27 protein-coding genes are annotated in these 20,875 nt (G+C 38.4%); 22 read left to right on the forward strand and 5 right to left on the reverse strand.

Annotation, left to right across the window (positions count from 1 at the left end):
* The first annotated feature begins 415 nt into the window (after nt 1-415).
* The 6 genes from IQ264_RS19320 (at nt 416) to IQ264_RS19340 (ending at nt 3,853) form a co-directional block, all read left to right on the forward strand.
* Complete coding sequence (locus IQ264_RS19320; RefSeq protein WP_193982439.1) at nt 416-601, forward strand: hypothetical protein; 186 nt, start codon at nt 416-418, stop codon at nt 599-601.
* A 496-nt stretch (nt 602-1,097) separates the two neighbouring features.
* Nucleotides 1,098-1,997 (forward strand): heterocyst differentiation master regulator HetR, encoded by a 900-nt coding sequence (gene hetR / locus IQ264_RS19325; protein ID WP_193982440.1) that lies wholly within the window; start codon nt 1,098-1,100, stop codon nt 1,995-1,997.
* 324 nt (nt 1,998-2,321) lie between these two features.
* Nucleotides 2,322-2,663, forward strand: a complete 342-nt coding sequence (locus IQ264_RS19330; RefSeq protein ID WP_193982441.1) for a DUF433 domain-containing protein — start codon at nt 2,322-2,324, stop codon at nt 2,661-2,663.
* 3 nt (nt 2,664-2,666) lie between these two features.
* The gene (locus tag IQ264_RS19335) at nt 2,667-3,014 is read left to right on the forward strand and encodes a DUF5615 family PIN-like protein (protein ID WP_193982442.1); all 348 of its coding nucleotides are present in this window, start codon (nt 2,667-2,669) and stop codon (nt 3,012-3,014) included.
* A gap of 242 nt (nt 3,015-3,256) precedes the next feature.
* Entirely contained in the window at nt 3,257-3,442 is a 186-nt protein-coding gene (locus IQ264_RS33060) for a hypothetical protein (RefSeq protein WP_228061654.1), read from the forward strand.
* The gene (locus IQ264_RS19340) at nt 3,443-3,853 is read left to right on the forward strand and encodes a Uma2 family endonuclease (protein WP_228061655.1); all 411 of its coding nucleotides are present in this window, start codon (nt 3,443-3,445) and stop codon (nt 3,851-3,853) included.
* A gap of 336 nt (nt 3,854-4,189) precedes the next feature.
* On the opposite strand, the gene IQ264_RS19345 is transcribed toward IQ264_RS19340, so the two are convergent.
* Nucleotides 4,190-5,014 carry a Tab2/Atab2 family RNA-binding protein gene (locus tag IQ264_RS19345; protein ID WP_193982443.1) on the reverse strand — a complete coding sequence of 275 codons (825 nt, stop codon included), beginning with the start codon at nt 5,012-5,014 and terminating at the stop codon, nt 4,190-4,192.
* Nucleotides 5,015-5,018: 4 nt separating this feature from the next.
* Nucleotides 5,019-6,104, reverse strand: a complete 1,086-nt coding sequence (locus IQ264_RS19350; protein ID WP_193982444.1) for an AI-2E family transporter — start codon at nt 6,102-6,104, stop codon at nt 5,019-5,021.
* A gap of 566 nt (nt 6,105-6,670) precedes the next feature.
* Here IQ264_RS19350 and IQ264_RS19355 point away from each other — a divergent pair.
* The 3 genes from IQ264_RS19355 to IQ264_RS19365 all read left to right on the forward strand — a co-directional run bounded on the left by IQ264_RS19355 (nt 6,671) and on the right by IQ264_RS19365 (nt 8,849).
* Nucleotides 6,671-7,954 carry a valine--pyruvate transaminase gene (locus tag IQ264_RS19355; RefSeq protein WP_193982445.1) on the forward strand — a complete coding sequence of 428 codons (1,284 nt, stop codon included), beginning with the start codon at nt 6,671-6,673 and terminating at the stop codon, nt 7,952-7,954.
* Between the two features lie 255 nt (nt 7,955-8,209).
* A complete protein-coding gene (locus tag IQ264_RS19360) occupies nt 8,210-8,521 on the forward strand; it encodes a DUF433 domain-containing protein (RefSeq protein ID WP_193982446.1) in 312 nt (103 codons plus the stop codon).
* Nucleotides 8,514-8,849, forward strand: a complete 336-nt coding sequence (locus IQ264_RS19365; RefSeq protein ID WP_193982447.1) for a DUF5615 family PIN-like protein — start codon at nt 8,514-8,516, stop codon at nt 8,847-8,849. Before IQ264_RS19360 ends, IQ264_RS19365 begins: the two co-directional genes overlap by 8 nt.
* Before the next feature lie 119 nt (nt 8,850-8,968).
* Here the strand turns inward: IQ264_RS19365 and IQ264_RS19370 are convergent, their stop codons facing one another.
* Both IQ264_RS19370 and IQ264_RS33895 read right to left on the reverse strand, forming a co-directional pair.
* Entirely contained in the window at nt 8,969-9,193 is a 225-nt protein-coding gene (locus IQ264_RS19370; RefSeq protein ID WP_413470360.1) for a DUF6887 family protein, read from the reverse strand.
* On the reverse strand, nt 9,178-9,351 hold the full coding sequence (locus tag IQ264_RS33895; protein ID WP_413470361.1) for a DUF6888 family protein: 174 nt from the start codon (nt 9,349-9,351) through the stop codon (nt 9,178-9,180). The genes IQ264_RS19370 and IQ264_RS33895 overlap by 16 nt, the downstream gene beginning before the upstream one ends.
* Nucleotides 9,352-9,646: 295 nt before the next feature.
* Between IQ264_RS33895 and IQ264_RS19375 the strand changes: the two genes are divergently transcribed.
* Both IQ264_RS19375 and IQ264_RS19380 read left to right on the forward strand, forming a co-directional pair.
* The gene (locus IQ264_RS19375; RefSeq protein WP_322744752.1) at nt 9,647-9,892 is read left to right on the forward strand and encodes a type II toxin-antitoxin system Phd/YefM family antitoxin; all 246 of its coding nucleotides are present in this window, start codon (nt 9,647-9,649) and stop codon (nt 9,890-9,892) included.
* Entirely contained in the window at nt 9,889-10,278 is a 390-nt protein-coding gene (locus IQ264_RS19380) for a type II toxin-antitoxin system VapC family toxin (RefSeq protein ID WP_193982448.1), read from the forward strand. The genes IQ264_RS19375 and IQ264_RS19380 overlap by 4 nt, the downstream gene beginning before the upstream one ends.
* Nucleotides 10,279-10,586: 308 nt before the next feature.
* Here the strand turns inward: IQ264_RS19380 and IQ264_RS19385 are convergent, their stop codons facing one another.
* Entirely contained in the window at nt 10,587-11,099 is a 513-nt protein-coding gene (locus IQ264_RS19385) for a hypothetical protein (protein WP_193982449.1), read from the reverse strand.
* 232 nt (nt 11,100-11,331) lie between these two features.
* On the opposite strand from IQ264_RS19385, the gene IQ264_RS19390 reads away from it, so the two are divergent.
* The 11 genes from IQ264_RS19390 to IQ264_RS19440 all read left to right on the forward strand — a co-directional run bounded on the left by IQ264_RS19390 (nt 11,332) and on the right by IQ264_RS19440 (nt 20,873).
* Nucleotides 11,332-12,711 (forward strand): NB-ARC domain-containing protein, encoded by a 1,380-nt coding sequence (locus IQ264_RS19390; protein WP_193982450.1) that lies wholly within the window; start codon nt 11,332-11,334, stop codon nt 12,709-12,711.
* A gap of 68 nt (nt 12,712-12,779) precedes the next feature.
* Nucleotides 12,780-13,256, forward strand: coding sequence for a Panacea domain-containing protein (locus tag IQ264_RS19395; protein WP_193982451.1), 477 nt, complete (start codon nt 12,780-12,782; stop codon nt 13,254-13,256).
* Entirely contained in the window at nt 13,237-13,680 is a 444-nt protein-coding gene (locus IQ264_RS19400) for a hypothetical protein (protein WP_193982452.1), read from the forward strand. The genes IQ264_RS19395 and IQ264_RS19400 overlap by 20 nt, the downstream gene beginning before the upstream one ends.
* Nucleotides 13,681-13,877: 197 nt before the next feature.
* The gene (rimM, locus tag IQ264_RS19405; protein WP_193982453.1) at nt 13,878-14,450 is read left to right on the forward strand and encodes a ribosome maturation factor RimM; all 573 of its coding nucleotides are present in this window, start codon (nt 13,878-13,880) and stop codon (nt 14,448-14,450) included.
* An 87-nt stretch (nt 14,451-14,537) separates the two neighbouring features.
* Complete coding sequence (locus tag IQ264_RS19410; RefSeq protein ID WP_193982454.1) at nt 14,538-14,909, forward strand: DUF2237 family protein; 372 nt, start codon at nt 14,538-14,540, stop codon at nt 14,907-14,909.
* 153 nt (nt 14,910-15,062) lie between these two features.
* Nucleotides 15,063-15,764 (forward strand): 2,3-bisphosphoglycerate-dependent phosphoglycerate mutase, encoded by a 702-nt coding sequence (locus IQ264_RS19415; protein WP_193982455.1) that lies wholly within the window; start codon nt 15,063-15,065, stop codon nt 15,762-15,764.
* A 277-nt stretch (nt 15,765-16,041) separates the two neighbouring features.
* Complete coding sequence (locus IQ264_RS19420) at nt 16,042-16,731, forward strand: manganese catalase family protein (RefSeq protein ID WP_193982456.1); 690 nt, start codon at nt 16,042-16,044, stop codon at nt 16,729-16,731.
* A 272-nt stretch (nt 16,732-17,003) separates the two neighbouring features.
* Entirely contained in the window at nt 17,004-17,792 is a 789-nt protein-coding gene (locus IQ264_RS19425; protein ID WP_193982457.1) for a sirohydrochlorin chelatase, read from the forward strand.
* Entirely contained in the window at nt 17,789-18,583 is a 795-nt protein-coding gene (gene cobA, locus IQ264_RS19430) for a uroporphyrinogen-III C-methyltransferase (RefSeq protein ID WP_193982458.1), read from the forward strand. Before IQ264_RS19425 ends, cobA begins: the two co-directional genes overlap by 4 nt.
* Nucleotides 18,584-18,590: 7 nt before the next feature.
* Entirely contained in the window at nt 18,591-19,076 is a 486-nt protein-coding gene (locus IQ264_RS19435; RefSeq protein ID WP_193982459.1) for a DUF2721 domain-containing protein, read from the forward strand.
* 402 nt (nt 19,077-19,478) lie between these two features.
* Nucleotides 19,479-20,873 (forward strand): hypothetical protein, encoded by a 1,395-nt coding sequence (locus IQ264_RS19440; RefSeq protein WP_193982460.1) that lies wholly within the window; start codon nt 19,479-19,481, stop codon nt 20,871-20,873.
* Nucleotides 20,874-20,875 lie beyond the last annotated feature (2 nt).

Here is a 20,875-nt window from a genome sequence, read left to right on the forward strand (position 1 = left end):
GGGGACAAGGGGACAAGGTGACAAGGTGAATCCAAAACTCAACACTTTCTCCCCCATCCCCCCATCTCCCCACTTCCTGTTCCCTACTCAGTAATTTTGCTGATTCAATAATAGTTATCAAAGATTGTCAACCGAGAATTTACTAGATTAATAGTTACTGCTTGAGCATTTGGCTCGAAAGCTAGAGGATTGTACTAAATGCGATCGGCAAATTTGGATGTCGATTTTGGGCAGACAAAAATCCCAATAACTGAGAAATTATCGCATTTACTATTCCCTGATGAATACAAATTGTCCTTCTACAATCGCCCAGAATTTCTAAATATTTTTTCTTTGAAATAACTTAAAAATTTTCCTGATGGCTCTTTCAAGTCCCTGAAAGAAGGAGTAGAAATGCAGGAGATAAAAAATTTCTATGGGACATCTCAACATTACTGTTACTACTTTGCTTTTGGCTTTCTTTACAATTACTTGCCAAACTTTGAACTTTCAATCACAAGCCATTACTACGGAAAAATCAGAAACATCTGTGAATGAACAATCTATTATCTCTATGCCCTTGGCATTTGCTAGGCGTGATAACCGAGGTAGTGGACGGTAAAATTATTGAGATACGAACAATTATCTATTACCTGAAGCCTTGCTCATCATTTAAGCTTTCATTGCCGATTTATTTGGCTAATTAGGTTTTTTCCTAGTGAGAAAAAACTTAGTTAACTTACAACTACAGATTATCATAAAACGGTAAATGAAAAAAAGCTAGCTAAACTTATTATTTTCTTTCTAACCCATGCCAAAATTGTCTTAGCATGGGTTTTTGACTTTTTTTTACTTTTTAGCCAGTATTAAGTGGTATTTATGGGTGCAGATCGGCTAAATTTTGGAAAGCAGGGTAGCTCTTAAACTTGACTTAAAACTGCGAAGAGCAGAAATCATAGATGCAAAAGAGTAATCCTTCCGTAGAAGATGGATTACAGGCAGTATCAGCTAATTGCTTTTGGCTTCAGGCTTAAAAAAAGCTAGTCATCCGTCAGCAGTGGCTTGATGCTGGAAAAACTCGGAGTTTTGAATTTATGCGATACAATCTCTCCTAACTTATGAGTAACGACCTAGATCTGATCAAAAGCCTCAGTCCCAGTGCAATGGATCAGATCATGCTTTATCTGGCATTTAGTGCCATGAGAACAAGCGGACACCGACACGGAGCGTTTCTGGATGCAGCAGCCACAGCTGCCAAATGCGCCATTTACATGACTTATTTGGAGCAGGGTCAGAACCTCCGCATGACTGGTCATTTGCACCATATTGAGCCAAAGCGGGTGAAGGCGATCGTTGAAGAGGTAAGACTTGCTCTTACAGAGGGCAAACTGTTAAAAATGTTAGGTTCTCAAGAACCACGTTATTTGATTCAGTTTCCCTATGTCTGGCTGGAACATTATCCTTGGATGCCGGGACGATCGCGCATTTCCGGTACCAGCCTCACCTTAGAGGAGAAACGGCAGATAGAGGAAAAATTACCTCCACTCTTGCCAGATGCTCAACTGGTTAACTCTTTTCAATTTATGGAGTTAATTGAGTTTCTCCACAACCGTTCTCAGGAAGATTTGCCAAAAGACAAACAAGTTCCTTTGAGCGAAGCTTTGGCAGAACACATCAAGCGCCGTTTAATTTATGCTGGCACAGTCACGAGAATTGATTGTCCTTGGGGTTTACCTTTTTATGCCCTCACCCGCGCTTCCTACTCGCCTTCTGACGATGAGGAACGCACTTACATTATGGTGGAGGACACGGCGCGGTATTTCCGGTTAATGAAGGGATGGCAAGAACGACAGGTAAATGTCATGCGAGTTTTGGAAGAATTGGATATTCCACCCGATCGCATTGACAGAGCAATGGAAGAATTAGATGAAGTAATCCGCCAATGGGCCGATCGACATCATCGAGAAGGCGGTCAACAAATGGTTTTACAAATGGTATTTGGCCCTAAAGATGATTAATCCGGGCTGAGATACTAAAGTGTTGGGTGCAATCTACATTGCGTTCGCGCAGCGTGCCGTAGGCGAATCTTTAAAAAATTAGACTATGAGAAATCATCACATTAGTAATATAGAAATGGATAAGTTTGTGAGTGGAAAAAGAGGTTGGGTTTATTTGTTTCAAGTTAACTTATAAAGAAGGGCGATATGCCTACGGCACGCTGCGCGAACGCTATTTTGTGAATCACCCATATACATCAGCAAAATTTACCAAAAATCTCTGCCGATATACTAGCTCAAAAAATCGTTTGGTAAGATATTTAGTAACCCTTTTCTTTGTTTGCCATGACGCTGAAAGAATTAGAGCCTCAACTGCTAGCACTCTCTGACCAAGAAAAAGCTCAAGTCGTTCAACTTCTATCTCAAGGCAAAATCACTCTCGGACGCGGTATTGAAAAAACGCCTGGTGTTTGTGGTGGGAGTGCCTGTATTGCAGGAACTCGTATCACTGTTTGGGGACTTGTAGAAGCTCGTCGGATTGGATATAGTGAAGCCGATTTACTCACTAGCTATCCATCCCTTTCTGCTACTGATATTGCCAATGCTTGGGCTTATGCTGAAGCTTTCCCAGAGGAAATTGAAACAGAAATTCGGGAAAATGATGAGGTGATGTACGAGGATTTTTAGTAAATGGCGCGTCTCTATGCTGATGAGCAATACCCCTATCCTGTTGTAGAATTTCTGCGAGCTTTGGGACACGATGTTTTAACTGTTCAAGAAGCAGGCAAAGCAAATCAAAGAATTTCCGATCCAGATGTGTTAGCTTTTGCAACTAGCGAGAATCGTGCCGTTATTACCCAAAATCGTAAAGATTTCTTTCGGTTGCATCGCATCCACCCAGATCACGCTGGTATTATCGCCTGTACGAACGACCGCGATTGGGAGGCGTTGGCTAACCGAATCCATGCTGCAATTACAGAGGAAGAATCTTTGCAAGGGAAACTGATTCGTGTTGTGCGTCCTGCTGTGTCACCCTAATTTTAGCTAATTATAAATAGGCGATCGTTTGTTTAAGATGATACACATTTAGTTTAGCTTTCTTGCCTCGCATTATAAGGGCGATCGATCTTTTTTTTAGTAATGCGATCGCGAAGGATGCCGCAGGTAATCGCTATCGTTAAGTCATCGTCTTGTTATTATAAAATTGGATAAAATTATGCTACTTTAGAATAAGTTTAAAAAAATATTTAATTTGGAATAGTACATTCGGAAACGTTATCATGTCATCCCTAGAGAGTGCAGCAATTCCTTCAGATATGATTTGGCGCTTAAGCGTAGATCGGTATCATAATATGATTAAAAATGGTATTCTTACGGACGAAGATCCAGTAGAATTGTTAGAAGGCTGGTTAGTTTTCAAAATGCCAAAGAATCCCCCGCATAGAGCAGCAACTCGCATTGTCTGAATGGCGATCGAGAGCATTTTGCCTTCAGGATGGTATGTGGATTCGCAAGAGGCGATCGCACTATTTGATAGCGAACCAGAACCGGATGTGGTGGTTGTTAGAGGAGATACTCGACAGTATCTAGATCGACATCCGGGTGCTGAAGATATTGCCCTTGTGGTGGAAGTATCCGATACAACTCTTCAACGCGATCGCTCTTTAAAGAAACGCATTTATGCTCGCGCTGGCATTCCAATTTACTGGATTGTAAATCTCCTCGATCGACAGATTGAGGAATATACTCAGCCATTTGGAGAAGGCGAAGATGCAGATTATGCTACGCAACAAAACTATGGGCTACAGGATTCGTTGCCTTTAGAGATCGAAGGATTTGAGATAGGAATACTTTCTGTAAATTCTCTATTGCCTTAACATTAATCATCTATTTTGCGATAGGTGATATCTATTTTTGCTGGTTGGATGAGGACTTGATAAGTCATAGACGATAACTCGATCGCTCATCAGAAAAAAACAAACTGCGATCGATCTTTTTTTGGTAGTGCGTCGCTCTCCGTCCAATCATCACATTGTCATGGTACAAATGGATAAGATTGTGAGTGGAAAAAGATGTTGGGTTTGTTTGCGTTAAACTAACAACAATGTATCGATAGTTCTTTCTAACCTAGTAGGCAAGAAGCTGCGTTTACTTATCACTACAAGTACCAGAGAACCAGTTAATAAAATCTACTTTTGCAGTATTATTGTCTCTCATTCAGCTACATTTTGTAATAGCCAAAATCCACTATAAGTCATTCCCGAATCATCAGGTTGCACTAATAAAAAATGCAATCCCTTAGTTTCTTGTTTACGTTGTTCAAATATTTGTGCTGCTACAGTAACTTCTTCATCGGCAAATGTTGCTACGATCCATCTATCTACTAAACCAGTTTCTAAAATTAAGCCATCAGGCGCACCAGGAATATAATTCAGCGATACAGGTCGGGATTCCTGTATCCAACGTGCTAACCTTAATGATTGTTTTCCTCCATCAATAACTACTCCCGGAACAGGCAAAGTTGAAGCGATTCCTAAGTTGATTGGTAAGAGAAATTGGGGCATTTCTAAAATGGGAATTGGTTGTCCGGCAAAACTCTCTTCTATATCACTCGCCATCAGAGTGGCAAAGCGCCATTTTTCCCCCCAAAGTTGTTCAGGTAAAGCAATTGGTGGCGGTTTTTCTAAAGCTATTGGATCGAAAGATTCCCCACTTTGGGAATATTGCCGTGCTTTTAACCAGGTTTTTAAACTTTCGGTGCGGCGCGTTGCTTCGACGGCAATCCCTAATTTTTGGGCAGCAGTTTCAATTAAACTGAGTGATTGGGGGCGAAATACTTGGATTTTTTCCGGTTGATTTTTCTGGGAAGCTATGACTTTTTGGAATTCGCCGAATAACCAATTAGCATTAGCTTCTGATTGAGGGCATAATGCTTCGTATGTCAAGTTATTTGAGGGATCGCAAATTAATAATTCCCACAAACTTTGTCCTGTGGAATCTTTCAGGGGACGACGATAAAAATCAACTTGCCAAGGCATAAGTTTAATTATGATTTATTTTATTTGATTTCGGTTCGTCAGCTAATGGTTCTATTGATTCAGATTTGATTGGTTCTTTCATCCAACTTACTATCATAGCAGCGATCGGCACTGCTAAAAACATCCCAAGAATTCCAGCAACTCGTTCGCCCAAAAATAGTGCTAAAAATAACAGAACTGGATTAATTTCTAAGTTGGCTTTCATCAACTTGGGAGCAATAAAATTATCTTGGATTTGTTGTAAAACTGTACAGGTAATTAAAACTTTAACTGCCATCCAAAAGCCTTGAGATACTAGCACTAGTAAGGTAACGACGATCGCACACAAGGTTCCCCCAATCCCTGGAATTGCATCAATTATCCCCAAGATTAAACATAAAAATAGGGCGTACTTGACTCCGATTGCAGTGAAGAAAACCCAGCAGGAAGCCGAAAGGAAAAAAACTAGTAAAATTTGAGCGCGAAAGAAGCCAAGGAAACTTTTTTGGAAGGTAAGACCAAAGCGATCGCGCAGTTCTAATGGTAATAATTTCAAACTAAATAACCAAATTTTTTCTCCATCAATTAACATATAAACACAGATTACGGCAATGAACACAGCCGTCAAAAAGTTAGAAAAGACCCCTTGTAAAAATCCTATGCCTGTAAGTAACCCAGTTTGCAGGGTTTGAATAAATTTGCTAAGTTGAATAGATTCTAAGAATTTACTTATGGGTAAAAATTTGGTTACTGGTTTAAAATCGTTGGACTTAATAAAATCAAATAAACTATTAGATAATCCTTGTCCTTGTGTGATTATCTCAAATCCCAAACTGGTAATTAGGGTAGCAATAATAGTTACAAATAATAAACAAACGATCGCAATTGCTAATCCTCTTGGGATAAATCGATTCAGCCATTGTACAGGGTAATTCAGCAATGCGGCTAAGGTAGCAGCAATCGTAAAAATAGTAATTGCCGAGTAAAAATAATTAATCAGAAATACGATCGCACAACCACAACTAAACAATGCTAAAAAGGTTAATGAAGAACGCAATAATTTAGTATTGCTGAGGTGGTGCCAAAAATGTTTATTAGGATAATCTGCCATGTTTTGTTGATTCTCTATAAAAATATTTTTTTGATTTCCAGATATAAATTGCCGTCAAACCGAGCGTACTAGAGGCTCGCTGTTTAATACCAAGTTGTATTCATGACCTAATTTTGTCTTTTTGTCTTTTCTGTGTACCCCAGCCTCACCTAAGAAAATTATAGGGCTTTATGCGCTGACATTAAAAAATTGGTGATTGTGCGCGATCGATCTGTACTTAATAGTTTTTATCATTCTTGCCTAAATTTATAATTGCTCTAAATTTAATGATTTTGAAGAAAATAGCACATTTTTTCCGATTTTCCGAAGCTATCTGCTACAGATAGAAGTGTACTACAAGTCATTTAATCGATTAGCATCGGTTAATAAGAGATTGGGAAGCAGCCCTCGATGCTCAGTTTTCACAGAAAACCCAGTGGTTTTGATGCAGGGGTTCGTTAAACCGCAGAACTCCCTAAAGGTTAACGCATTCACAATAGTTAATTTCTAATTGTTCATGCTTGTCAACCCCTTCCCAATTGCTTAACACCTTAGTAAACTTTTGTAATTTAGTTTAGTTCAATCCTATGAATCCTGCCCTGACTCAATTTGGTCATCAAATGTCCCAGCTTACAGGCGTGCGGGCAATCATGAAAGATATTGCACAAACCCTAAAAGCTAATATAGGAGAGCAATTTATTAACCTCAGCCCCGGAAATCCGGTGATTTTACCGGAAATTGAGCAACTATGGCGCAAACACACAGAAGATTTGTTAAGTAGCTCTGATTATGGTGAAGTGGTTTGCCGCTACGGTCAATCTCAAGGTTATGAACCATTAATTAATGCAATTGTTAATGATTTTAATCGTCGTTATGGGTTGAGTTTAACTAATCAAAATATCTTGATTACTCCTGGTAGTCAAAGTCTTTACTTTTATGCCGCTAATGCTTTTGGTGGTTATGCTAAAAATGGTCAATTAAAGCAAATTGTTTTGCCGTTAAGTCCAGATTATACAGGTTATGGTGGTGTAACTTTAATCCCGGAAGCTTTAGTATCTTATAAGCCACAATTAGATATTGATGAATCTACTCATCGCTTTAAGTATCGCCCGGATTTTAGTCAGTTGGAAATTAATGAAACTACTGGTTGTGTCTTATTCTCTCGTCCCTGCAATCCGACAGGTAATGTGCTGACGGACGATGAGGTGTTAAAAATTGCGAATTTGGCAGCACCTTATGATGCTCCAGTATTAATTGATTCGGCTTATGGGCCGCCTTTCCCGGCTTTGAATTTCACGGAAATGTCTCCGGTATTTGGGGAAAATATTGTCCATTGTATGAGTTTATCGAAAGCGGGATTACCGGGAGAAAGGATTGGTGTGGCGATCGGAGATGAAAAGATCATTCAAGTTTTGGAATGTTTCCAAACTAATATGTGTATTCATTCATCTCGGTATGGACAAGCTATTGCTGCAAAGGCGATCGCATCTGGTGAATTAGCAGAACTCGCTACAACCGTAGTTCGCCCTTATTATCAGCAAAAATTTGTCATAGTAGAAGCTACTCTCAATGAATCAATGCCTCAAGATTTACCTTGGTTTTTACATCGAGGTGAAGGAGCAATTTTCGCTTGGTTATGGTTAGACAATCTACCAATTACTGATTGGGAATTATACCAATTGTTAAAAAAAGTTGGTGTAATAGTCGTTCCTGGTAGTTCTTTCTTCCCCGGTTTAAGAGAAGAATGGATACACAAAAATCAATGTATTCGCATTAGTTTGACTGCAACTGATGGAGATATTGCTGAGGGAATGCGACGGTTAGCTAAAGTTGTTGCGGAAATTTATCAAAAGTCTGCTGTGGCTATTTAGTTAGTGTGACTTTAGCAGTGTAGCCAGGGAATTAATTCTCTGGCTAATAGGGCGATCGCACTATTAGCGATTTTTCATCAAAAAAACAAACTGCGAAACCATCAGAATCAGATTCAACTTAGGCGACGGCACGCTACGCGAACGCACAAATTGCTAATGAAACTAATGAATTATAGTTTTCTGTTGTTAGTATCTGGGAAAAACATCATCTTTGCATGATAAAATTAACACATAGTTCGTTTAAAATAGCTATCAATGGCAATAGTTAACTTAGAATATATAGAAGTAACCCCCGGTGTGTGTGGTGGCAGACCCCGAATTGCAGGACATCGAATTACAGTGGCAGATATAGCAGTAATGTATACAAAAATGGGGTATTCTCTCGAAGAAATAGCAGGTAAATATGACTTGCCCCTAGCTTCAGTTTATGCAGCAATGGCTTACTATTTCGAGCATAGGGAAGAAATCGATCGCCGCTTGAGAGAAGACGCTGAATTTGTAGAAGTATTTAAACAACAACATCCATCTAAATTGCAAACTAAGTTACAACAAATGAGAAATGAGTGAAAAAGCTAAGTTTCATTTAGATGAAAGTGTTGATCCAGATATCGCAGTTGCGTTAATTAAGTATGGCATAGATGTAACAACGGCAAAAACCGAAAATTTACTCGGTCAAAGTGATGAGGTGCAGTTCGCATTTTGTTGTCAACAACAGCGAGTGTTAATTACTCAAGATAGCGATTTTTTAATTATTGCCAGCCAAGTTTTTCAGCATCCAGGTATCGTATATTATCAACCGGGAACTCGCTCTATAGGAGAAATTATTAGAGGGGTAATTCTCATTTATGAAGCTTTAACTCCAGCAGAAATGTATGGTAATGTTGAATATGTTTAAAAAAGCGATCGCTCTTTTTCAGTAGTGCGAACGCTTTTTCATTTTAGGCGATCGCTAATCTGAAAAAAGAGCGATCGCACTCTCTTTTTTGGCAAGACGAATTCTGCCGACATTTATCCCTATTTCGTTTTGAGTTGTTCTAACTTTTTTCTAATTAATATCTCAACTTCCTCAACCTCAGAATGTGTTTTTGGGATGTCAAAAGTTTCAGTGGAAGCTTCAGAAGTAAAACGGTCAACAAAGGCATGAAACGCTGCTTTATCGTTGGGGTGAGCGATGACGTAAGCTCTTAGCTCGATTTTAGTCATGCTACTAAAGTCAGGCTCGATCACAAAAACCTCCATAGACCATTCGGATAAATTTCTATCTCTATGTTATCTCCTGCCAAGATAAACAGATTACCTGTTCTCTCATCCAAGCGGACAACAAAAATAGGAGTGAAGGTATTAGTCAAGGATTGACATAGAATCACACATCTAATAGCTTGTTCCGCAGTTGGCAAAGTTGCTCGACCTCATAATCATATAAATTAAATCATTATATATTGGGGTGCGATCGCACTAAAAAAAGAACGATCGCACCTGAGAAAAAATCAAGTTTGGTCGCTTTTTCGTTTTAGGCGATCGCTAATCTGAAAAAAGAGAGTGCGATCGCTTCGGGCGCTGCGCTACGCGATTGCGCGGAGCGTGCTCTTTTGCGTATCGCAAAGTCATTCTCTTGCATAACCCTCTTTGTTTTGCTGCCTCTTCGCTATCGATTCAATGATCGCATTATCATAGTAGGAATATATCAAGATTGTGAACAAGAAAAAAATGGCACAAATTACCACTACTGAATTACCACAAAACCTTCAGACTCTATTTATCGAGGTTGAACGTACCAAAACCCCTGTAACCGTCATCCATGAAGGAAAACCATTAGTGATTATTTATCCTGCCACTACCCAAGCTTCACGACCCGTTTTTGGGGTGATGAAAGGAAGTGGTGAAATATTAGGAGATTTAATCGCTCCTGTAGCTGAACCTTGGGAAGTTTTACAATGAAACTTTTACTCGATACTCACATTTGGCTTTGGTATTTACTCGGCGACCAACGCCTATCGCTTCAATTACAAAATGCGATCGTTGATTCTAATACTGAACTTTGGCTTAGTCCAATTAGTATTTGGGAGACACTGATTCTTGCAGAAAAAGGACGGATATCTTTACAACCCGATCCTATTACATGGGTTAATTTAGCTTTAAAAACTCTGGAAACTCGTGAAGCCCAAATGAATTATGACATTGCTATTTTAAGTCGCCAAATTGCACTTCCCCATCAAGACCCCGCCGATCGATTTATTGTCGCTACAGCTATTTACTATGGATTAATTTTAGCTACAGTTGATGTTAATATTACAGGCAATTCGGCAGTTCAAACACTTAGTTAGGTTAATAATATCTCATTAGCGGCGATTCACTGAGTTTGCTATCAGTTAATTTGACTGATATCTTTGGGGAAAATTGCGATGCACTAGAAAAAAGAACGATCGCACCTGAGAAAAAAGAGAGTGCGATGGCTTTTTTATTTTAGGCGATCGCTAATTTGAAAAAAGAGAGTGCGATCGCTCTTTTTCTTTTTTATAGTGCGATCGCTATCCGTACAATCATCACATTGTCATGGTGGGAATGGATAATATTTTGACTGGAAAAAGAGGTTGGGTTTCAAGAGCGTCAACTCAACATACCTGTGATCGCATTAGTGCGAAATAGTAACATTACCAGAAGTAACAGTACCAGGAAAACTATCAGTTGGTTGATTACAAAGCTTTAGTGCCTCTTCTCTTGAAACATCTACAACACGGATCTTGTCAGGATTTTGATCTCTTATACCAACGAATAACCATTTACCTGTTGCGGTCATTCTGGAAGAACCGCCTATGATTGGACCAGCAAGAGTACCAACAGGAATGCTGTTATTCAAAAGAAAACTTCCTACACACTCAACTCTGGCAACCATTTGGAGACCATCTTGTTCTCCTTTATATGAAAATGTGCCAGAGCCATTTCCAGATGAGCCACCGGAGACACTAATATTATATTGGAATGTTAAGCCTCCCGATCTGGTGCGACCAGATCCTTGGATAGTGGTGGATTCATGGAATGTTCGACGAAATATTGCTTGACTGGAGGCTAATTCTGACTGTGCAACTATTGCCGCCGTTGCCAACACACCAAATGCAAGAAAAACTTGAACTTTGTTTTTTCTCATAGTTTATTACCAGTATTGCTTTGTATTTGTAACCTTAAGCTGACTAACTTTTAGTTATAAGGCTCTAATACTTCTCTATGATCCTTCTTAAATCAAAGGCTCGTCCAGTCAAAAAATGTACAATTTTGCCGTCAAGTTTTCCCGGATTTCACTCTCTTTAATCTAATTTTGTACGAAAATGTTGATAGATGTGCGCTATAATACCGAAAAATACTAGCTATTACTTAAATAGATGAATCTTAAAGAAGTATTAAAAATTGCTGATGAGGTAATATTTACTAAAACTGGTCAGCACCTTGACGATTTACAAGAAGCGATACTGAGGGGAACTCTACAACGTGAGACATATAAGGAAATAGCTAAGGATTTTGATTATTCTGAAAGTCGTGTTAGAGAAGTGGGATCAAAGTTATGGCAAATACTTTCAGAAGAATTAGGAGAAGATGTCAGTAAATCTAACTTTCGTTCAGCAATGGAGAGGGTGCAAGTCTCCATATATTCAAATGTTGCACAAGAAGAATCTGTGCAAATTAACAGCATTAATATGTGCGGAGAAAGTAGACACCCGCCAGATACACCAAACTCACACTCACATAATGAGAGAACAACTAACTCGAAACAAACTAAAACTTCGCATCAAGATTTAAGCGAAATGCCTGAGTTGGGTGCTTTTTATAATCGCACTCCCCAACTAGAAACCCTAAAAACATTAATCTTAGAACAACGCTGTCGCTTAATAGCACTAACAGGTATCAGCGGTATCGGTAAAACCACATTAGCAGCGCAACTCGTACAACAAATAAAAGATGAATTTGAGTATGTTATTTGGTGCAATTTAGAAACTTCTCCCACCTTAGCTGAATTTCAAGATAAACTAATCCAGTTTTTCTCACAACCAGAACAGCTAGATATACCTGCAACTAACCAAAAACCTTTACCGTTAATTAAGTATTTACAAAAACAACGCTGCTTAGTAGTTTTAGATGACATTCACAACCTTTTCAGTAGTGGCGAATTAGCTGGAAAGTATAAACCAGGATATGAAGAATATCGCTCTTTATTTAAAAATATAGAAACATTATCTCATCAAAGTTGCTTTCTGTTAATCGGTTGGGAACAGCCCAGAGAAGTAACTCAAATTAAAAACCAAAATCCTACTATTTGTACTTTACAACTAACTGGTTTAGATATTGAACCTGCACGGGAATTACTGAGATATTACGGATTAGGAGAAATTGAGAATTACTCAGCAATTATTCATCGCTACCAAGGCAACCCATTCTGGTTAAAAAGCGTGGGTAATTTGTTTCAAGAAATGGGAGAATGCGTAACTGAATTATTGCAAGATGATACTATTTTATTACCGGAAGATTTGCAAGATAATTTACAACAAACTGTTAGCCGTTTATCTGATTGGGAAAAAGAAGTTCTTTCTTTGATGGCGAGAGAAGGCGAGGGAATCAAATTGGTAAAATTACTAGAAAATACCAAAATTCCCCCGTCAGATTTAGTGAATGTAGTGCAATCTTTATTGCGGCGCTGTTTGATAGAACAACAAGCAAACTGTTACATTTTGCCCGATGTATTGAGGCAGTATATTAAAAGTTTATAAGGGAATCGTGCGATCGCACTATGTTATCATAAAAAATATCAAAATTATTTAGCCTTTAACTGATTTTTATGACCGCAGTAACTACAGTAACAACAGCATCCAAACTTGCTGATTACTTCATCTGGTTTGCGAATGATGTAGGCTCTTATCTCAGCAATCAAAAGCTACAAAAACTTTTGTATTATGCCCAAGCATGGTATTTAGCATTTGAAGATAAACCCCTTTTTGATGAAGATTTTGAAGCTTGGGTGCATGGGCCAACTATCCCTGCTTTATTTTACGAATACAAAGAACAATTTGGCTTTAAACCAATTCTGAAAGAAGTCGAAAAACCAGAATTTCCAGAGGAAGTACAAAAATTTTTAGATGACTTAGCTGACGATTATTTCTTCTTAGACGCTTATGAGTTGGAATTGATGGTGCGCCGCGAAGATCCTTGGATTAAAGCAAGAGGTGACTTGCCAAAAGATGAACCTTCTCATGCTATTATTACCAAAGAATTAATGAGAGAATTTTACAAAACCCGTGTCATCGAAGAAGAATAAAAAAAGACAGGACACAAATCTTCGCAGTCAGCCATCTTCAGCTAAAAGAGAAGTTACCAAAATAAAAATACCGGAAGGAATTAGTTTTTCTTTCAGGTATTATCAAGATGATAAAGAGAAATTTTCGATAAGCAAGAGAGATGCGAAATATCTAGCCTCTCTCTTGCTAAGACTGCGGGATTTATCACAATTGAAAGCTGATGAAGTTATTAACAATCAAAGTAAAAGCCTCCGCTGTCATAGAATAGATTGGCAAGATACAACTGAGCCTCATGGTTTCGGGATTCTTTATGAAGATCAGCTAGTAAGTACACCCTACCAGTTTCAAATATCTGCTAATGAATATGGCAGAGTGCATGGGTTTTTCAGCGAAAATGTTTTTTACATTGTTTGGCTAGATCCTGAGCACAATCTTTATAATTGATATTATTACAATCTGATTGATGTGTTAGTGATAGTTTGCTCTAAATGTTTGAGAATTTGAAAAGCCGATCGCAATTCACTTACCACATTATAAATAAAAAATGCTCTCAATAATGCGTATCGAAGTATGAGTAAATTAGTTTTATTATAGGCAAAAAATCAGCGACAATAGAAATACAGTAAATTTTTTAATTGCAAATGAGTAAAGAAGACTGGCTAGAAATCGGTACGATCGTATCAGCGCAAGGTTTAAAAGGTGAAGTGCGGGTATATCCAGACTCGGATTTTCCTGAACGTTTTGAAAAACCAGGGGAACGTTGGTTATTGCATCCCAAGGAAAGCGAACCGCGATCGATCGAATTGCTCAGTGGTAGATACATTCCCCATAAAAATTTGTATATTGTAAAATTGGCGGGAGTGAACGATCGCAACCAAGCAGATGAATTGCGGGGATGTAAGTTAATGGTTCCAGCGAGCGATCGACCAACATTAGAAGCAGATGAATATCATGTTTTAGATTTAGTTGGTTTAGAAGTTTTCAATCAATTAAATGGCGAAAAAATTGGGGTTGTCTTAGATTTAATTCCCGCAGGTAATGACTTATTATTAGTCACTCCTGATGATTCATCAGTGGGAAGTGAAAAAAGCGGAAAAACACCCGAAATTTTCATTCCATTTGTCAAAGAGATTGTACCGATCGTAGATTTAGCCAATAAGCGAATTGAAATTAATCCCCCACCCGGTTTGTTAGAAGTTAACAAATATAATTAACCTGGAAAAATTTCGTAGGATGGGCATCTTGCTAGTCATAAAATACATTAACATTAACATAAAGAAAGTTTCGGAAAATTTGTGCTTATGACAGGTGCTAGAAATGTTTTAGGCGGAGATTTGCAAACTTGTTGCACTTCACCGATGACAGGATTTTATCGTGATGGTAAATGTAACACGGGTGCGGGTGATGTGGGCGCTCATATTGTTTGCGCTCAAGTAACTGAAGAATTTCTCACTTTTAGTAAAGCGAGAGGAAATGATTTATCAACACCAGTTCCGGCGTTTAATTTTCCAGGGTTAAAACCTGGCGATCGCTGGTGTCTATGTGCCCTAAGATGGAAAGAAGCTCTAGATGCTGGTGTTGCACCACCTATAATTTTATCATCTACCCATGCTTCAGCCGTGGAATATGTTTCCCTGAATGAACTGAAAGCAAACGCTCTTGATCCTGTTTAAAAATTGTCGGGTGGGCATTTTGCCCGCCAAACTAATATTATCAAATCATCTAACCAAACTATTTAATCTCGATTTAAACATAGCTTAATTAAATATAGGTTAACATCTCCAATAACGCTAACATTGCTTTAGAAAATCTTAGGAAGTGAGTAAATGGCTAAATTGATTTTACTCCGTCATGGTCAAAGTCTTTGGAATGCTGCCAACAAATTTACAGGTTGGGTAGACATTCCTTTGAGTGAACAAGGACGTGCAGAAGCAACAATTGCTTCTTGCAAACTTAAGAATAACAAATATCATGTTGATGTTTGTTTCACCAGTATGCTATTTCGAGCAATGGAAACTGCTGTAATTTGTTTGACCGAATGTGATGAAATTTGTGGCGGTAAAACTCCAATTATTAAACATGATGCAACCGACGAAGATTGGCATGGTTGGGATAAGTATGAGGGTAGCCAAGATGAAGAATTACCCATCTATCCTTGTTCGGCTTTAGATGAGCGTTATTATGGGGAATTGCAAGGATTAAATAAGACCCAAACTGCTGAGAAATATGGTAAAGAAAAGGTTCATGAATGGCGACGTTCTTTTTCTGTACCGCCTCCGGGTGGCGAAAGTTTAGAAGATACAATGAAGCGAGCTTTGCCATTTTTCCAAGACCGCATTCTCACTCATCTTAAACATGGAGATAATGTTTTGGTTGCGGCTCATGGTAATTCTTTACGATCGATTATAATGAGTTTAGATAATTTAAATCCAGAGGAAGTTACCCAACTTGAATTAGCAACCGGGGTACCAATTGTCTACGATGTAGATGAATCAGGAAAGGCGACTAATAAGATAATTTTGAAATAGTAATTTATTAGATTTGTTGTCAGGACTTTAGTTTTTTTAGCAATGTAACGACTGAAGTCGATACAACGAACTTTCTTGTTCGTTGTATCGACTTCAGTCGTTTCCTTATTCACTAAAAGGACTAAAGTCCTCACAACAAACCTGTTTATAACTCACGATAGAGGCTTTATGTTCACAATTACTTCTTTAGACGCAGGATAGAAACTTATGCCTCCTCTAAGCTTAAAAAAGACTGTTAAATCGGCATTATTAGCTATTTAAAGAGAGGAATAAGCTCATGTTCTTTCATAAAAAAGAAACAATTCATACAGTGAATATTCGAGAAGCACATCCTCGGTTTGCTCAATTACTTTTAGAGCAATTTGGCGGAGCAACCGGAGAATTAACCGCCGCTTTACAATACTGGGTTCAGTCTTTTCACTGTGAAAATGCGGGGATTCGCGATATGTTACAAGATATCGCCATTGAAGAATTTGGCCACCTAGAAATGGTGGGTAAATTAATCGAAGCGCACACAAAAAATGTCGATCAAACAGAAGCTTATAAAAGCACTTTGTTTGCCGTGCGCGGTATGGGGCCTCACTTTTTAGATAGTCAAGGAGTTTCTTGGACTGCGGCTTATATTAATGAAGGAGGCGATGTTGTGCGCGACTTACGAGCAAACATTGCTGCGGAAGCTGGTGCTCGTCAAACTTACGAAGAATTGATTAAATTAGCACCTGATGAAGGCACTAAAAACACTTTGGTACACTTGCTAACTCGCGAGATTTCTCATACCAAAATGTTTATGGAAGGTCTGCAATCTTTAGGTAAGCTAACAGATCCTTTCTTTGGTAATATTCAGCCCGATGAAACTGTAGATATTTACTACAATTTATCCCAAAACGGCAAGGATGAGCGTGGGCCTTGGAATTCTCAGCCTAATTTCCGATATATTGCTAACCCATTGTCAGAAAAGCAATCCTAACCGCAGAAAGTAAGAAGAATCTTGAATAATCAAAAAGCAGAAGTTTGGCAAAAATTAATGGCGAAACTTCTGCTTTTTGCTCAAATTACTGCATTCTGCTTTTATTTACCAAAAAAATATGTATAATATAATGATAGAAATATGCGATCGCTAAATCTAGACCAAAATGCCAAAAACTTAAATTAGAAACAGTTTATACAGAAAGATCGGAAACTCCACGATATTTATAAAAAAAGATATCTGAGCCAACGCTTCCCTTTAGGATTTCGCCCTTGCTATCTGCTTACTTACTTGTCACTCACGGAAGCCGTGACCCTCGTCCCCAAGCTGGGGCAGAGCAATTAGCTCAATTGCTTTGCCAAAAACTACGAGTAGAAATGCTCGCCAAAACTCAGGATCTAACAAATACCGAACTATTAACAAACTCATCTGTTAACCTGGTGACAGTTAGAGAACCCTTAGTTGGTACAGCTTGTTTAGAATTAGCCCCTTTGCCATTGCATGAACAAATTCAACAGTTTGGTAAATATGCTTCTTCCGCTGGTTTCAAGCATATTCAAATATTGCCATTATTTCTGCTACCGGGAATTCATGTAATGGAAGATATCCCCGCCGAAGTAACAAAAGCAAGGAAGAATTTTGGTTCAGACTTAACAATAGAAGTGCGACCTTACTTAGGATTTCATCCCCAAATTAGTCAGGTATTAACTTCTAATTTGCATGGGTTTAACGCCGATGCTTGGATTTTGTTATCTCATGGTAGCCGCCGTCAAGGTGCTAATTATCCAGTAGAAGCATTAGCAAATCAATTAGGAGCATTAGCAGCTTATTGGTCTTTAGAACCTAGCTGGGAATCTCAGGCAAAAAGTTTACTAATTAAAGGGAAAAGACGCATTGGCATTTTGCCTTATTTCCTGTTTGCTGGGGGAATTACTGATGCGATCGCGCAATCTGTAAAACAAATTAAACAAGAGTATCCTGCCGTAAAATTTCATCTAGCAAAACCCTTGGGAGCAAATCCTGAATTAGCTGAATTAATCTTGGATTTAACGAGAAAATGAATCAAACAGCATTGGGAATTACACAAGAAAGAGTAAAATATTTGGGAAAAGTATATTTAGTCGGTGCAGGGCCAGGAGATCCTGGTTTAATGACACTTAAAGGAAAAGCACTTTTACAATGTGCCGATGTCGTAATTTATGACGCACTCGTAAGTCCGCAAATTTTGGCAATGATCAACCCGCAAGCCGAAAAAATTGATGCGGGAAAAAGAATGGGTAGACACTCATTATTACAAGAAGAAACGACTAAATTATTAATCGAAAAAGCCCAAACTCAAGCAATAGTTGTGCGCCTCAAAGGTGGCGATCCTTTTGTGTTTGGTCGTGGCGGCGAAGAAATGGAAGATTTAATTAATGCTGGAGTTTCAGTAGAAGTAATTCCGGGCATAACATCAGGAATTGCCGCACCAGCTTACGCCGGAATTCCTTTAACGCATCGAAATTATAGTTCTTCCGTTACCTTTGTTACTGGTCATGAAAGTACCGGAAAATATCGTCCAGAAATAAATTGGTCTGCGATCGCTCAAGGTTCAGAAACAATTGTAATTTACATGGGCGTGCATAATTTAGCCCAAATTGTGCCAAAATTACTAACAGCTGGATTAGCACCAAATACACCAATAGCTTTAGTTCGTTGGGGTACTAGACCAGAACAAGAAGAACTAATTGGCACCCTAGAAACCATCGTTGAACAAGTAGAAAAAACTCAATTTAGCGCCCCTGCGATCGCCGTAATTGGCTCAGTTGTCAACCTACATAGTATACTGTCAGTAGCCCGCCCATCTATATAATTAAACTATGGATGTTAGTGGAATTACCTCAACTCAAGTAATTCAAACTATCTTGGCTCCAGCAGTGATGATTTCCTCCAGTGCCTTATTTTTTTTAGGATTAAGTTCCCGATATGTGGCACTTTTAACCAGAATTAGATTACTCAACGATGAAAAAAGACATCATCATCGACAACTAGCTGAACAGGGAAAGTTGACAGAATTCGATCGCACCCGCTTATCCCACATCAACACCCAGCTAAATGCTTTATTACGCGCAACCTGGTACGTGCGAAACGCCATTTTATGCCATATTTTAGCTGTAATGTGTTTTGTGTTAACCTCATTTGCGATCGCCATCAACTTCCCAATTTCTCATCACCTGATTCAAGGTATACCCATTTATTTATTCTTAAGCGGAATGTTTTTAGTTTTATGCGGTGTTACCTGTATGGGTTTAGATATCTTTATTTCTTCTAGAGTAATTTTAGTAGAAGTCAAAGATGAAGGTTAACAAAAAAAACACGCTTTAGTTGCAAAACTTAAACTTTCAATTACAGACAAAGAGAAAAAACCTAAGAGAATGTTTTAAAAGTCAATAATCGTAATTTTCAGCACTTGCAGATCCCCCCTTACCCCCCTTAACAAGGGGGGAATCAGGCTCAAAGTCCCCCTTTTTAAGGGGGATTTAGGGGGATCTACAACTTTTTGATACATCACAAGCAACTTTTAAAACATCCTCTAAACTTACCTCCACGATTTGTGTTAATCTGTATGAACAGAGAAAATTTAGTGGTGCAACCAGAAGCCGCACCCCCCGTAATCCCCAAGAAAATAATCCTTTTATCTTCAGGGTGTTGGCGTAAAGAAAAAAAAATTATAGTGTAGATGATTGGACAACATTTTTGTGCAGCCCTTGTCAATCTATTACCCACATCTATTCCTATTTGTCTACAGCCTGAAACAAATACAGGACGACATTAAACCAACATCCCAGCAACAATCCTGGGAAACCTTGCGTTATCGTCTCAATCTTGACCAAGAACTAGATTACGACCCGGAAAGAAACTACCCCTTTACCGTCGAAGATCTCGAAGGCGTAACAGGTTTCTATCGCCGCTACACATTGGGAGATACAGATAGTTTATTAGTCTGTTGTGCTACTAAAGACAAAGAAAATCCCCAAAATTATGATTACTTTTATGAATTTCAGAAAAAACTAGAAGCTAAAGGTACTATAGGCAAAACATGGTTGATTTTAGGGTATTTAAACTCCGCCACTGATTTAGACAAAGAAAAAGCTGCTAAACAAGCGTATCAGTCATTTAGAAAAAATACTTCAGAACCACAACTCCGACCCGGAAATCACTTTTTAGGAAGTACAGTTTTTGAGGTCTGGGAATCACCAGAAAATTGGACAAATACTCCAGAACATGAAAATGTACTAATTTGTATTTGTCCGCACAAAAAGATAGTAGAAAGAATAGAAACTTTTCAATATGAATTAATGTTGTTGTTCTATTATCGCCATAAAATTTATTGGAACTATCGCAGTAGTATAAACATTAAAAAAATGCTGATTCAGGAGGGCATTTTTCCCACAATTAACCAAATAGATGAAGTAATCGTTGACTTACCGGAAATCAGCAGCATAGAACAAAAACTTGATTACTTCAATCACGAACTTTGTACAAATTTGCGGATATTAGCTCAATATACAAAAGCACTGGAAAGCTTGAAAGTGCAATTGCAAAATTTGCGCCAAAACCTCCAAAACTACCAAAATCACTTGGCAGTTATCAAAGATAAAGCTACTGAAGAAAGCGGATTAACTAAACTCAAATTTCTAGAGGAATTCGGCGAATTTACTGCCGCTGATTATCTCTGGCAAATGGAACAAGATTATAGAATATTAGTACCACACTTACAGATAAGAGAAAAATATATTAATAGCATCCGCACGTTTGTTGACCTATTTAAAGCTGAACAAGACCGCCAAATAGAAATTCAAAATACCAAGTTTCAAGACACAGTAATCTTTATCGGTACTAGTATTGGTACTTCCACCTTTATAGCCGCTGCTTCCGCGCCATTTATAATTAAAGAAATTACTACTTCAAACTTAAATCAAGTTCCCAATTTACCACCAGCTAATAATACTTGCTTCACCAACATTGGTTTCTTAATTTTATTATATTTAGCGATCGGTCTAATTTCCGGTTACTTAGTTTATAAATGCTGGCGTTTTTATCGCCGTTCTGGAGGAGCAGGGGAGCAGAAGGGACAAGGACACAAGGGGACAACTTTGTAGGG

This window comes from [Phormidium] sp. LEGE 05292 (assembly GCF_015207735.1).
Classification (GTDB): Bacteria; Cyanobacteriota; Cyanobacteriia; order Cyanobacteriales; family Aerosakkonemataceae; genus Floridanema.